At 60.4% G+C, this 12,769-nt stretch carries 16 protein-coding genes; 9 read left to right on the top strand and 7 right to left on the bottom strand.

What is annotated here, in order from left to right; translation table 11 throughout:
- From ACPYOJ_RS31980 to ACPYOJ_RS31965, 4 genes are all read right to left on the bottom strand, one after another.
- On the bottom strand, positions 1 to 382 hold a 382-nt coding region (locus tag ACPYOJ_RS31980; RefSeq protein ID WP_481419840.1), incomplete at its 3' end, for an SDR family NAD(P)-dependent oxidoreductase.
- Positions 379 to 1,143, bottom strand: a complete 765-nt coding sequence (locus ACPYOJ_RS31975; RefSeq protein ID WP_481419839.1) for an amino acid ABC transporter ATP-binding protein — start codon at positions 1,141 to 1,143, stop codon at positions 379 to 381. The genes ACPYOJ_RS31975 and ACPYOJ_RS31980, both read right to left, overlap by 4 nt.
- Positions 1,144 to 1,153: 10 nt before the next feature.
- The gene (locus ACPYOJ_RS31970; protein WP_481419838.1) at positions 1,154 to 1,885 is read right to left on the bottom strand and encodes an amino acid ABC transporter permease; all 732 of its coding nucleotides are present in this window, start codon (positions 1,883 to 1,885) and stop codon (positions 1,154 to 1,156) included.
- 56 nt (positions 1,886 to 1,941) lie between these two features.
- Positions 1,942 to 2,745 carry a substrate-binding periplasmic protein gene (locus tag ACPYOJ_RS31965; protein WP_481419837.1) on the bottom strand — a complete coding sequence of 268 codons (804 nt, stop codon included), beginning with the start codon at positions 2,743 to 2,745 and terminating at the stop codon, positions 1,942 to 1,944.
- Between the two features lie 140 nt (positions 2,746 to 2,885).
- On the opposite strand from ACPYOJ_RS31965, the gene ACPYOJ_RS31960 reads away from it, so the two are divergent.
- A complete protein-coding gene (locus ACPYOJ_RS31960; protein ID WP_481419836.1) occupies positions 2,886 to 3,539 on the top strand; it encodes a GntR family transcriptional regulator in 654 nt (217 codons plus the stop codon).
- An 11-nt stretch (positions 3,540 to 3,550) separates the two neighbouring features.
- Here ACPYOJ_RS31960 and ACPYOJ_RS31955 read toward each other — a convergent pair whose 3' ends face one another.
- Positions 3,551 to 4,216 carry a GntR family transcriptional regulator gene (locus tag ACPYOJ_RS31955; protein ID WP_481419835.1) on the bottom strand — a complete coding sequence of 222 codons (666 nt, stop codon included), beginning with the start codon at positions 4,214 to 4,216 and terminating at the stop codon, positions 3,551 to 3,553.
- Positions 4,217 to 4,405: 189 nt separating this feature from the next.
- Between ACPYOJ_RS31955 and ACPYOJ_RS31950 the strand changes: the two genes are divergently transcribed.
- From ACPYOJ_RS31950 to ACPYOJ_RS31920, 7 genes are read left to right on the top strand one after another with little or no spacing between them, the layout of a single operon-like run.
- Positions 4,406 to 4,885: an ureidoglycolate lyase gene (locus ACPYOJ_RS31950; RefSeq protein WP_481419834.1), complete on the top strand. Its 480-nt coding sequence runs from the start codon at positions 4,406 to 4,408 to the stop codon at positions 4,883 to 4,885.
- 3 nt (positions 4,886 to 4,888) lie between these two features.
- Positions 4,889 to 5,800 carry an allantoinase PuuE gene (locus ACPYOJ_RS31945; RefSeq protein ID WP_481419833.1) on the top strand — a complete coding sequence of 304 codons (912 nt, stop codon included), beginning with the start codon at positions 4,889 to 4,891 and terminating at the stop codon, positions 5,798 to 5,800.
- 30 nt (positions 5,801 to 5,830) lie between these two features.
- Positions 5,831 to 6,694, top strand: a complete 864-nt coding sequence (locus ACPYOJ_RS31940) for a substrate-binding periplasmic protein (RefSeq protein ID WP_481419832.1) — start codon at positions 5,831 to 5,833, stop codon at positions 6,692 to 6,694.
- A gap of 54 nt (positions 6,695 to 6,748) precedes the next feature.
- Positions 6,749 to 7,420: an amino acid ABC transporter permease gene (locus ACPYOJ_RS31935; protein WP_481419831.1), complete on the top strand. Its 672-nt coding sequence runs from the start codon at positions 6,749 to 6,751 to the stop codon at positions 7,418 to 7,420.
- A 9-nt stretch (positions 7,421 to 7,429) separates the two neighbouring features.
- Positions 7,430 to 8,110: an amino acid ABC transporter permease gene (locus tag ACPYOJ_RS31930; RefSeq protein WP_481419830.1), complete on the top strand. Its 681-nt coding sequence runs from the start codon at positions 7,430 to 7,432 to the stop codon at positions 8,108 to 8,110.
- Entirely contained in the window at positions 8,107 to 9,105 is a 999-nt protein-coding gene (locus ACPYOJ_RS31925; protein ID WP_481419829.1) for an NAD-dependent epimerase/dehydratase family protein, read from the top strand. The genes ACPYOJ_RS31930 and ACPYOJ_RS31925 overlap by 4 nt, the downstream gene beginning before the upstream one ends.
- Positions 9,096 to 9,866, top strand: a complete 771-nt coding sequence (locus ACPYOJ_RS31920; RefSeq protein WP_481419828.1) for an SDR family NAD(P)-dependent oxidoreductase — start codon at positions 9,096 to 9,098, stop codon at positions 9,864 to 9,866. Before ACPYOJ_RS31925 ends, ACPYOJ_RS31920 begins: the two co-directional genes overlap by 10 nt.
- Positions 9,867 to 10,222: 356 nt before the next feature.
- Here ACPYOJ_RS31920 and ACPYOJ_RS31915 read toward each other — a convergent pair whose 3' ends face one another.
- Together ACPYOJ_RS31915 and ACPYOJ_RS31910 are read right to left on the bottom strand one after the other, a co-directional pair.
- Positions 10,223 to 10,606 carry a response regulator gene (locus tag ACPYOJ_RS31915; RefSeq protein ID WP_481419827.1) on the bottom strand — a complete coding sequence of 128 codons (384 nt, stop codon included), beginning with the start codon at positions 10,604 to 10,606 and terminating at the stop codon, positions 10,223 to 10,225.
- A complete protein-coding gene (locus ACPYOJ_RS31910; protein WP_481419826.1) occupies positions 10,606 to 11,757 on the bottom strand; it encodes a sensor histidine kinase in 1,152 nt (383 codons plus the stop codon). Before ACPYOJ_RS31910 ends, ACPYOJ_RS31915 begins: the two co-directional genes overlap by 1 nt.
- Before the next feature lie 386 nt (positions 11,758 to 12,143).
- Between ACPYOJ_RS31910 and ACPYOJ_RS31905 the strand changes: the two genes are divergently transcribed.
- The gene (locus ACPYOJ_RS31905; protein WP_481419825.1) at positions 12,144 to 12,398 is read left to right on the top strand and encodes a hypothetical protein; all 255 of its coding nucleotides are present in this window, start codon (positions 12,144 to 12,146) and stop codon (positions 12,396 to 12,398) included.
- Positions 12,399 to 12,769 lie beyond the last annotated feature (371 nt).

The following is a 12,769-nucleotide window of genomic DNA, read 5'->3' as shown; positions in this document are numbered from 1 at the left end:
CGCGCTTTGCTGTTCGCATCAATGGAAGGAACGGCCTGATCCAGCGCATCGTGCCGATGACATTGACGTCATAGATCTGCGCCCAGGTTTCATCGGTGACCGCCTCAAGGCTGCCGCCGATCGATACGGCGGCAAAACATGCGATCACATCGACCCGGTCGAGATCAGCTGCGATACGCTGCGGCGTCCCGGCGTCGGTCACGTCGGCCTCTACGGCCTCGATGCCGCCGATATCTGCGAGATGGGGATCGAAGCTGCGGTCGATGGCGAGGACCTTTCCCCCGGCGGCAGCGAAGGTGGCGGCGGTAGCGGCGCCCAAACCGCTTCCGGCACCCGTCACGATACAGGTCATGCCGGAGAGGTCCCCGCCCCGGCCGCTCACTTCAGGATCCTTTCCAGGAAACGCTGAAGCCGTTCGCTTTTTGGATTGTCGAAGAGTTCGTCCGGTGTTCCCGATTCGATATCGCGCCCCAGATCCATGAAGACGACACGGTCGGCGACCCGCTTGGCAAAGCCCATCTCATGGGTCGCGACGATCATCGTCATGCCTTCCTCAGCCACCTGCTCCATGGTCAGCAGCACTTCGCCGACGAGTTCCGGATCGAGTGCGGAGGTCGGTTCGTCGAAGAGCATCACCTTGGGCTGCATGGCGAGCGCGCGGGCAATCGCCACGCGTTGGCGCTGCCCGCCCGAGAGATGATCGGGATAGGCGCCTGCCTTGTGCGCAAGGCCTACTTTGGCAAGCATCCTGTGGCCCTGATCGACCGCTTCATCAAACGCGATCCCGCGAACATCGGTCAGCCCGAGCGTGGCATTTTCGATCACCGAGAGGTGCGGCCAGAGATAAAAAAGCTGAAAAACCATGCCGATCGCGGCCCGCAGCTCTGCCAGCTCCCGGTTTCGCATCGGGCGTCTGCGCCCGCCTGTCTCCACATAGCCGATCGGCCGGCCATCGACGCGGATATCGCCTTTGTCGGGGACCTCTAGATGATTGATACAGCGCAGGAAAGTGCTCTTGCCGGACCCGCTGGGGCCAATCAGGCAGACAACCTCGCCCTTGCCGACTTCCATGGAGACGCCGTGCAGCGCCTGAACGGGACCGAAGGATTTCTGAACGTCGTGGGCTTTGATCATCGCATTCATCGTTCCATCCTCACCCACTTGCTTCGAGCGCCTGGACTGCGCCGTCGTTTATCTTCAGCAAGCGCCGGCGGCGGGCGCTCAGCCCCCTGTCCTCGAAGCGCATGTGACGCTCGAGCAGCAGTTGAAGCCCCGTCAGGCAGCTTGTCAGGCAGAGGTAGATGACGCCGGTCGCCGTCAGGATTTCGATCGCCCGGTAGGTGCTCGAATAGATCATCTGGGCCGTCAGCATCAGTTCCTGAACGGTGATCGCCGATGCGAGCGAGGAATTCTTCGTATGGCTGATGAAGTTGCTCATATAGGCCGGGATGATGATGCGTACGGCCTGCGGCATCAGGATCTTCCGGACGATGGCCGGATAACGCATGCCGATCGCCTGGGCGGCTTCGATCTGGCCGACATGAACCGCCTGGAGGCCAGCCCGGAATATCTCTGTATTATAGGCGGCCGAACTGACCGAGAAGGCAATCACGGCAGCCGGAAACGCATCGAGCGTGATACCGAATGCGGGCGCCGCGTAATAGACGAAGAAAAGGTGAAGCAGCACGGGCGTGCCGCGGAAAATCCAGACATAAGTCCACACGAGCCAGCGCAGCCACGCCATTTTCGACAGCCGGCCGAGCGCCAGGAGAAAGCCTGCGATCGTGCCGATGAACTGGCTGACGAGCGTGAGGACGACCGTCATGACAGCGGCATGAAGCAGGGTCGGCAGGTATGTCCAGACGACCGAAAAATCGAGATCCATTGGGGCAACTCCTCAGATGAAAAGCCTCCCTCGAAAGAAGGGAGGCCTGACCGCTGTCACGGGACCTTGTCGATCAGCTGCGAGGAGAAGTGCTCGATGCCGAAATACTTCGCGCCCCACTGGTCGAGAAGCCCCTTCTCGCGCATCTCGTTGATGGCAGCATCGATGGCCGCCTTGAGCTCGGGCGAGCCCTTCGGCATGGGAACGCCGACGAAACGGACCTGATAGGGTTCTCCGACGATTGCCGCGATGCCTGGCCGCTGCTTGATGAAATTGGCAGCCGCGGTGTCGGGAGCAACGATGGCATCAAGGCGACCGATCGCCATGTCCTGGAACATCTCGGCATAGCCGGCATAGCCCTTGAACTCGCCGAAGGCGCCGAATTTCTTGGCGATCTCCTGGGCCGGAACGTCGCCGTCATTGCTGCCGCCGATCGCGCCGACGCGCTTGCCGGTCAGATCCTTATAACCGTTGATGTCGGCGGCCTTGACGCTCTTGACCACGACGACAGCCGATCGCGAATAGGGAATGGAATAATCGAAGGTCGCCTTGCGCTCGTTGGTGATGTTGATGTTGGAGAACACGGCATCGAAACGGCCCGTCTGCAGCCCGGGCAGGATGCCCGCGAAATCAACCCGGTTCAGCCGGATTTCGATACCGAGCTTGTCCTGAACATATTTCTCGACCTGAACGTCATATCCATCCAGCTCGTTTTTCTCGTTGAGGAAGATGACCGGCGGCAGGTTGCCGCTGGTTGCGGCATTCAGATAACCGCGCGTCTTGATGTCATCGAGGCTGACGGCATGGGCAACGGTCGCCACGATGGAGAAGGCCGTCGCCGAGATGAGAAATTTCAACATTCTTCATTCCCCTTTTTGGTTCTTGCGGGAAATCCCTATACAATCCCGCTGGTATCCCACTAAGATACCGTAACAACAGCTGCTCGACGGAGTCAATCTGCAAATTGGCAAACCGCCGCTCACGAAATGGGGAGATGACAATGAAGGAACGCCCGGGCGCTGAGGCCAACCGGCTGTCGGAGTTGACCTACGATCATATACTCTTGCTGATCGAGACGGGTGAGCTGCGCTCAGGAGCGCTGCTGGAGGAGCGGGCGCTGGCCACGCGGTTGAACGTCTCCCGCACGCCGATCCGCGCCGCCCTGGCGAGGCTCGTTGGCGAAGGGCTTGCGGGCCGCACGCCGAATGGGTTCCTGACGGTCACGGAACTCGGTCTGGAGGATTTTGCGCAGCTGATCCAGTTTCGCCGGATCGTCGAAGCCGAAGCCGCCTGTCTTGCCGTGGGTAGGATCGCCGAAAATCAGCTTTGCGATCTTATCGAGCGGATCGAACTGGCTGAAGCGGCGAAAAGCCAGGACACGGCGGAACATTGGCGACTTGACGACGAACTGCACGCGCTTATCGCGAAATCCTGTGCAAATCGATGGCTTGAGCGGTCGGTGCTGACGGTGCGCCGGCTGCTTCGCATGTGCAATGTCGAAAAGCTTCCGCAGCGTTTCAGCGAAACCCGCATCGAGCACCTCGCCATCCTACGCGCCTTGCAAACAGCCGATGGCGATCTTGCGAGGGACAGCATGCGCAATCATATCGATCAGGTCAGGCTGGGATTTCTCAAGCTGCTGACCACGGGTTAGCGTCCTGCGGCTCAATCCGTAAAGAGCCAGCGCATGAAGCGTTCGCGGACGCGGTCGATATGATCGGCCATTGCCTGGCGCGCCTCGTCCGGTTTCTTGTCGGCTACCGCCTGCAGGACGGCGATATGCTCCCGTGCCTGCTGCTCGAAATTCTTTTCCATGCGCACGACATGTGCCATGCGTGCCTTGTCGCGCAGATTGCGGATATATTGCGCCAGCATCGGCTTGCCGCTGGCATCGGCGATGAACAGATGAAACTCATCGTCATATTCCCAGAACGGGTCGAATTCCAAACTTGGATCCGAGACGATCGCCCGGCTCTTTTCCAGTATGGCGTCGACGCTGCCGGGAGTGCTGCGGTGGGCTGCCTGCGCGGCGGCTTCGCCCTCGAGCAGACGGCGGATCACCAGGATTTCCATCAGCTCTTCGATCGCCACCTGCCTGATAACGATGCTGCCATTCGACAGGCGCGACACAAGGCCCTCGCCCACAAGGCGGTTGATGGCGGCCCGCAGCGGTGTCCGCGACGCCTTGATCTGCTCGGCAAGCTTGCGCTCGGTAAACACATCGCCGGGACCAAGCTCACGCGCCAGGATCAGGCTTCTCAGATACTGATAGGCCTGCTCCGAGATTTTCGTCTGGTCTTTTCCCGTCGTGATGGTTGCTTCGTCCGCCACATTCAATCCTTGAGAGTTTTCCCGCTGTCTTCTCTTAGACGATGAGAGGGCACCGAGCAATCCCAGCGGGGTCCCGCTGGTTCGCTCACAGTATCAAACGCGGGATTTGCGCTTTACAAACCCATTTTTTTGTCGCTAACTTCATATCGTGCCCCATTGGTATCCCAGTGGGATTTATATGGAGTTGATGTGAGCAGGATCGTTCAACCGCTAAAACAGGCCGACTTTATGGATTTCGGCGATGTCATCGAACATCAGGGTGATGAGCGCCGGCGGCCGCTCTCGATCGACTTTGCGCACGAACAGGATGACATGCGCCGCGCCTTCTGGGTGTCGAAAGTCGTCGAGGCGACAAGCCTTCCGGCGCAGGTCAAATTCCTGGAACGGCATCCCTTCTCGGACCAGGCTTTCGTGCCGCTTCGCGACACGCGCTTTCTTGTGGTGACTTGCCCGAGCAATCCGGACGGCAGCCCCGATCTGGAACGGATCCATGCCTATGAGGCTGGCCCCGGACAGGGCGTCATCTACCGGCGCAATGTGTGGCATGCACCACTTTCCGCCTTCAACGCGCCCGCGGAATTTTTCGTCACGATGGGGGTCACCGACAAGGCCGCCAATGATGAATTCTATGAGCTGCCAACGCCTGTGGCGATCAATCAGGAGGCTTGAGACATGAAACCGACCAGCCACCTGACACGGGATTTTATCGGCTACGGCGCCAATGGTTACGATCCGAAATGGCCCGATGGAGCGCGGCTGGCGCTGAACATCGTCCTCAATGTCGAGGAAGGCTCCGAGCCCTCAATCCCGGACGGAGACGCAGTCAGCGAGGCTGCCCTGACGGAAGGCGGTTCGGGCTCGTTTGCCGGCCGCGATCTCGCCGCTGAGTCGATGTTCGAATATGGGAGCCGCGTCGGGTTCTGGCGCCTGGCGCGATTGCTCGAGGAACGAGGCTTGCCCGCCACCGTCATGGCATGCGCCCTGGCGCTCGAGCGAAACCCCGAAATCGCCGGCTATCTGCGGACAAGCAAATTCGACGTCTGTGCCCACGGCTGGCGCTGGGAGCATCATCGCGGGCTTTCGCTCGACGAGGAGCGTGAGCGGATCGAAAAAACCGTTCGCAGCATCAAGGCCTCGATCGGCAGCGCACCCGAGGGCTGGTATTGCCGCTACGGCCCCAGCCTCAACACCCGCAGCCTGCTGGTCGAGCATGGCGGATTTTCCTACGACAGCGACGCCTATAACGAGGAACTGCCCTATTGGGTGAAAGTCGGCGACCGCAATCAGCTGGTCGTTCCCTATAGCCTGACCAATAACGACGCCAAGTTCATGCGCGGCGCGATCGCCACTGCCGACCAGTTCTTCCAGTTCCTGCGCGACGCATTCGATTTCCTTTACGCCGAGGGTAGACATGCGCCGAAAATGATGTCGGTCGGGCTGCATCTGCGCATTGCAGGCCATCCCGGCAGGGCGGCCGGGCTGCAGCGTTTTCTTGATCATGTCGCGCGCCACGACGGCGTCTGGGTCTGCCGCCGCGGCGACATTGCCAGGCACTGGCACCAGCATCATCAGCCGTCACAATAATCAACGCCAGCAATAGAAAAGGGGAATGCAATGACAAAAAAAACAATCAGCTCAATCGCACTTCTGACGACGCTTGCAGCGTTCGGGCTTTCCGGCGCACCGGCTCTTGCAGATGACCACCCGCAGGATCAGCCTCTGGTCGTCGGCTCCGATTTCGGCGTCGCGCCGTGGATGGTGCGCGGCGCAAGCGGCCCGGAAGGGTTTGGCGTCGATCTCGTCAATGCGATCTCGAAGAAGGTCGGGCGGCCGTCGGTCGACGTGCAGGACATCAACTTCTCCGGCCTGTTTGCGGCGCTGTTTTCGAAACGCATCGAATTCACCGTCAACCCGCTCAACATCACGCAGGAGCGGTCGGAAAAGATGCTCTATACCGAGCCCTTCTTCGCAACCGGCAACGGCTTCCTCGTGCGCAAAGGCGAAAAGCTCGCCTCGCTCGATGGTCTGAAAGGCCAGGTGCTGGCTGTCAACCGCGGCACCATCTCCGACACCTGGGCGACGCAGAACGCGGAAAAATATGGCTTCGAGGTGCAGCGCTACGAAACCTTCCCGGATTCGGTACAGGCCGTCATCACCCACCGGGCGTTTACCGCGTTGAACGAAATCCCGACCACAGTCTACGCGGCGAGCAAGAATGCGGCAATCGAGGTCGGCTTCAAGGATTTCAACGGCCGCAACTTCGGTTATGCTTTCCGCTATGGGGATGAAGCCTATCGCGACAAGATCGAGGGCGCGATCGAGTGCCTGAAGCAGGATGGCACGATGGAGAAGCTTTACGAGAAGTGGTACGGCGAAAAGCCTGCTGACGGCACCGCACTGACGACGGTCTATCCCGGTTATGGCGCGCCAGGCTTCAAGGGCTACGACGACAAGCCGCACGAACTCGCCTGCAACTAACCCTGTTCAGATCCGGCGCGGCAAAGCCGCGCCGCGCTCCACGGCGAGGGTTACATGGATCAGATTCTCGAAAACTACTTCAATGGCCCGGTCATCACCCAGGCGTTGCCCGAGGTTTTTTCCGGCTTCATCCTCACGGTCGAAGTGGCCGTCTGCGTGATCGTCATCGGCGTCCTGTCAGGGCTTGGACTTGCGCTCCTGCGCTGCACCAACAGCCGGCTGCTGAACGGTCTGGTGACCGTCTATGTCGAGGTGTTCCGCACGCTGCCACAGCTGGTCATCATCATTTTCATCTATTTCGGTCTGCCCTATCTGGGGCTCACCTTCTCGCCATTCTTTGCGACGGCGCTGGCGCTTGCCGCCGTCCTTGCCGCCTTTTCCGCAGAAATTTTCTGGGCGACGATCATGGCAGTCTCCAGGGGCCAGTGGGAGGCAGCCTCGGCACTCGGCATATCCCGTGCGCTAACGCTCCGGCTGATCATTCTGCCGCAATCGATCCGGCTCGCCATTCCGCTGATTACCAATCGCTCGATCGCGATCACCAAAGGCACGGCGCTTGGCGCGGCCGTCTCCCTTCCCGAGGCGCTGGGCAGCGCCCAGAGCGCCATGTCGATCTACGCCAACCCGTCGCCGCTGACATTGGCGGCCGCCTTCTATCTGGCCTTCTTCATCCCGCTCGTCTTCCTGAGCCGCGTGATGGAAAAGCGCTATGCACATGCGCATTGAGGAGTGGCCATGGATCTTTTCATCCAGAATTTTGTGAGCTTTCAATCCTTTCTGCAGATCTACCCGCTGCTTCTGCAAGGGCTTGAAGTGACGATCCTGCTTGCGCTTGTCTCCCTGCCGTTGTCCGTGCTCTCCGGCTTCGGTGTCGCGATGATATACAGCTTCGGCGGCCCGCTCACTCGGCGTCTTGTGGTCATGGTCATCGACCTCCTGCGGTCCTTTCCAGTGCTCGTCCTGTTGATCCTGATTTTCTACAGCCTTCCCTTTTTCGGACTGACGCTCGGCAACTTCACCGCTGTCGTCGTGGCACTGGTCATCAACAATACCGGCTATTTCGGCGAAATCTTCCGTGCGGGTCTCCTGTCTATCCCCAGGGGCCAGCACGAAGCTGCGGCGGCACTCGGACTTCACCGCTTCCACACGATGCTGCTCGTCATCCTCCCCCAGGTCCTGCGCAAGGTTCTGGCGCCCCTCGCCAGCAACTCCCTGGAATTGATCAAGACGACCTCGATCGCTTCTATGGTGGCACTGCCCGAACTCCTGCGTTCGGCACGCGTCGCCCAGGAGCAGACCTACAATCCGACACCGCTGACTGCAGCCGCCGTCATCTTCTTCATCATGCTTTGGCCCTTCTCTCACTGGGTATCGCGAATGGAGAGACGCGCCATCATCGGGAGCAATCAGCGATGAGTATCGTGATAACAGGTGGAACGGGGTTCGTGGGCCTTGCCCTTGCCGAGGCATTGCAGCGAGCCGGCCGGGACGTGGTGCTGTTCGGTCGCGATCCTATGCCCAGGATGCTTGCGGAGATGCTGGGGCAGGTGCCCCGGCTTGGCGATATCACCAGCAGCACCGCGCTCGACGAACTGCTGGCAGCGACACAGCCCGAGGCGGTCGTTCATCTGGCGGCCGTGACGCCCGATCGTGCTGCCGAAATGCGCGATCCTTCCTCCGTCGTGGCCGTGAACATCGGCGGTACGGCCAACCTCATGCGCGCTCTGTCACGCCTGGAGCGGCGTCCGAAGGTGTTGCTTGCTAGCAGCGTTGCCGTCTATGGCGAGACGCCGCCTCCCGGCGCAACCTATCGGGAGGACACGGCCGTGCCGGCGCCGCTCAGTCTCTACGGCATCACCAAGCTTGCCGCAGAAAATACCGCCAGACGGCTTTGCGAGCTCTATGAGATAGACCTGACGATCGTCAGGCTGGGGCCGGTTTACGGGCCTTGGGAATACAAGACCGATTTGCGCTCGCTTCTCAGTCCGCATGCCCAAGTCGTCGACCTGTGGCGGCGCGGCGAACATGTCGTCCTCCCCCGGCCGCTCACCGGTGACTGGCTCTATAGCCGCGACGCCGGCGAGGGTCTTGCGGCTCTGCTGCTGGCCGATTACCTGCCCCACAACCTCTATAATCTGGGCGGCGGATCCATGTCTGATCTCGCCGAATGGTGCGAGCAGCTCGAGAGCCAGCCGTGGGCGTGTGGCTGGCGCATCGCCGGGCATGCAGAGAGCCCCAACGTGATAATCGGCCTCGCGAAGGACCGTGCGGCGCTCGACATCGCCCGCATCAGCACCGATGTCGGTTTCCGGCCGGGCCTGACCGGTCCCGCCGCGGCAAGGGACTACGTGTCCTGGCTGACGGCGCTTGGCGATGAACCAATCCGAAGCGAGGACAATCCATGCGGCTGAGCAACAAGACCGTTATCATCACCGGCGCGTCATCAGGCATCGGCCGTGCGATCGCGCTCCGGTTTTGCGAAGAAGGCGCCAACATCGTGGCGGTCGACATCACGCCCGACGTGGTCGAGGGCGGTCCGCCTGTACTTGATGCCCTTCTTGCGATCGGATCGAAGGCGATGTTCATCAAGGCCGACATTGCCAAATCCGGTGAGGTGGACCGCGTATTTTCGCAAAGCGTCGCGCACTTCGGCCGGCTCGACATCCTTGTCAACAACGCCGCGATCCATGCACCGACAACGCTTGCCGAAACCGAGGAAGCCGATTGGGATCGCGTCATGGACGTTAATTTGAAAGGTGCGTTTCTTTGCAGCCGTGCCGCGGTCCGCATCATGCTGAAGCAGGACATCGTCAACGAAGCCCGCGGGCGTATCATCAACATTTCGTCGCAACACGGAATGGTCTCGGCGCCAGGTGATTTTGCCTATGGCGTCAGCAAGTCCGGCCTGGTTTACATGACCAAACAGATAGCGGCCGACTATGCCAGCCAGAACATCATCTGCAACGCCGTGGCTCCTGGAAAAATCCTGACCGGAAAATCCGGACGCGCTGTCGATCCGGACATGCTGGATTACTCGCATCGGCGTACTCCGATGCTGAGGCTGGGCAGGCCGCTTGATGTCGCAAATGCCGCCTTGTTCCTCGCCAGCGATGAGGCGACGTATATTACCGGGCACAATATGCTGGTCGATGGCGGATGGATGGCGTCCTGACGGCCTGTTCTACCAGCCTGCTTTGTGCAATCATCGCGGCCACTGCTGAAACAGGCCACCCTTGCGCGCGTCGGTGCAACAAGACCAACGCCCCCCGTATGCCTTTGTTCGTCGGCGATTGGGAGACGTTCCAGATCAACATACTGGGCAACCGCGGTCTCTTCGCGCGTCGAGAGAGGGGGAGAAATGCAGAAAGCAATCTTCGGCTTGTTACGCTAGCGTTCGAATCCGCCGGTATCAATTTCGGGAAAAGATAGAGATGGTCCCTAGACCAAGGCGAGTCGCGAAGGCATGTAACTCGTTTCCAGCATCGCCCATTTGGTCGCCTTGAAGGGAGTCGAACCATCGGACCGCTCTCAATGGCGGGTAGTATCGTGAAGCAGATCGGACAGCTCTTGCCTCAGCTTCTTCGCATCGACGGGCTTTTTCAATACGGGCGCGCCCCTCAAGGATCCGGTGAGATGGCGCCGCTGGTAGGCGGTGAGGAAAGGGCGTCCCCAAGCCCGAAGGGCGTCGGCGATCGGCTCGGAGGTCTCGCCGTTCAGATGGACGTCCAGAACGGCGGCGTCCGGACGGTCGTCCTCGATCAGTCCCAACGCCGCTGCGGCGGTCGCGACCGGTCCGAGCACCGTGCAGCCCCACTCTTCGAGAATGTCCCGCATATCCAGGGCAATCAGCCGTTCGTACTCGACGACGAGGATCCGCCGCCCGGAGAGCGCCCGATGCAAGCCGTCGGTCATCATGGTTCCCCATCCACGGGAAATTTGAGATGGTAGCGAAGGCCCCACTGCTCGAAGACGAGTTCCGCGTCGCCATTCAGTTCATGCGTGACGACATCCTCCAGAAGGCGGGTGCCGAAACCCTTTCGTTCAGGCGGGGTGATCTCTGGCCCGTCCGCTTCCTGCCATGTCAAAGAGAGTTGACTGCGCCCCCCGCTTGCTTTCTCCACACGCCAGTCGAGACGTACCGTCCCCTGGGCGAGGCCGAGTGCTCCGTATTTTGCTGCGTTCGTAGCCAGTTCATGTAGCGCTAGGCCAAACATGCGCCCCTGTCTCGGAGACAGGCGGACCGATACACCCTCGACAGCGATTTTCCCTGGATCGTCCTGTTGATGGGGCGCGAGAACCTCGCCTGCAAGCGTCAGCGCATCCGCCCGCTCCTCGTTGCTTTCGAAGACGAGGCCTTCGGCTACCGACAATGCCTGCAGCCGGGCGATGAACGCGCGGCGGAACTCTTCGGCGGTGCGGTCCTTTGTCGACGTCTGGGAGGCAAGTGCCTGGACAAGGCCGAGGAGGTTCCTAACCCGATGCCCCAGCTCTCGCGCTAGAATGCCCTGCTCCCTGGCTGAGCGTCGGAGTTCATCATGTGTTCGAACCCGCTCGATCGCCGCTGCGAGCAGGTTCGCGTATGTACGCAAAAAAGCTATGTCATCGTCGCTGAACTCCCGCGGCTCCTGGGCGTCAACCTCCAGCACTCCGAATGGCGCCTCCTGCCCGGCGATGATGACGTTGACCATGCTCCTGACGCTATGACGGCGCAGAACCTCGGGGACCTCAAAGCGGTCTTCCGCATCTATGTTGGGAGATACGACAGGTCGACCTGCCCTGAGGGCATAGCCGCCGGGCGATTTCACATCGTCGCCGAAGGTCTCGTGTCCGACGACACCGGGTTGCCAATTGACGCCGCTGCGGATGAGCATCTCGCCACGACCTGGAAGATGCTCGAGCACCTTCACAAGAGGCACCTCGAGCGCTCCCGAAACGAGTTCCGTAGCACGATGAAGCAGGCTGTCGATGTCGTCGCATCGAAAGGCAAACAGACCGAAATCGGCGAGCGCCCTGCGTTGCAGTTTCAACTTCTCTTGCACCGGCTGAGCCTGTGAGGCGGTCATCTCTCCTCCTAAGGCAGCCCTAACATGCTTTTTGCATTTAAGTTCCTGCAGAAGAAAGCATGTGAGGGAAGACAAGAATTCCAACTTTATTGAATAACCGCCCCCGTGGGGCGGCGGTTATCATCTGGTGATGGTCAGGGCCCCCTGCTGCGTCAGGCGGCGGGAGCTTGTAAACTCGTCGGCGTCTCTCGATCTTCTCCGAAGGTGATCCGGGCACCAATGCCCACTTCACAAGCGATCAAATTTGATGACCGGTAAATTCTCTCGGTCCAAGCGCAAATCAGCTCCTCAAACACCGGCACTGTAAAGTTAACCTCGACTGGTTGAGCGCGGCGTGGAGGCCCCTCGCCGCGGTCGCCCTGATGCCGGTGTTGAGCGGAGATGTATTGACGATTTTCTGGATCGCCGCAGTGCCTGCTTTTCTCGCGGTTTTCCTGCTGACCTTCGGTGTCCGGGAGCAGGGTAGCCCGGAGAAAACGGCGAGCGCTTCCCCACTCCGCCCGGCCGAGTTCGCGCGATTGAACAGCGCGGTCTGGACGGTCATCGCCGCCGCCAGTTGCCTGACACTCGCCCGGTTCAGCGAAGCCTTCCTTCTCCTCAAATCGGAGGATGCGGGGTTCAGCCGTGCCTGGATATCGTGACCAAGTGCGGGCGACTCATTTCTCCTCGTGATGGACAAGATCTCTTCTCTTCCCTCGGCCCGTCCGGATCGCTTCCTGCGATGTCAGGAGGCAATGGAAGGTCGTGTTCTCCCGGATGGCGGAGCCGCGGAAGAAGCCGGCTAGGATAAGGAAGAAATCCCGTCCGCGCTTGTCAAACTCGCCGACAACCGCCTGCTGCCGATCATGACCGACCGGAGACCTCGAGCGCGACCTGGCCATCATCAGGAGCCTTAACCGACCGTCGTGGTCGTTTTCACTGTACGCACATGGGAAGCATTGGAGTGTGCGGACGATTTACTTTCGAGCACGAGTAGTCGGCCTTCATCAACCTCTACGACCTTCCTAAGGTT

This window comes from Rhizobium sp. SVR5-9E (genome assembly GCF_056755095.1).
The sequence above is the reverse complement of the archived record's forward strand: the minus strand, read 5'-3'. Positions and strand labels throughout refer to the sequence as shown.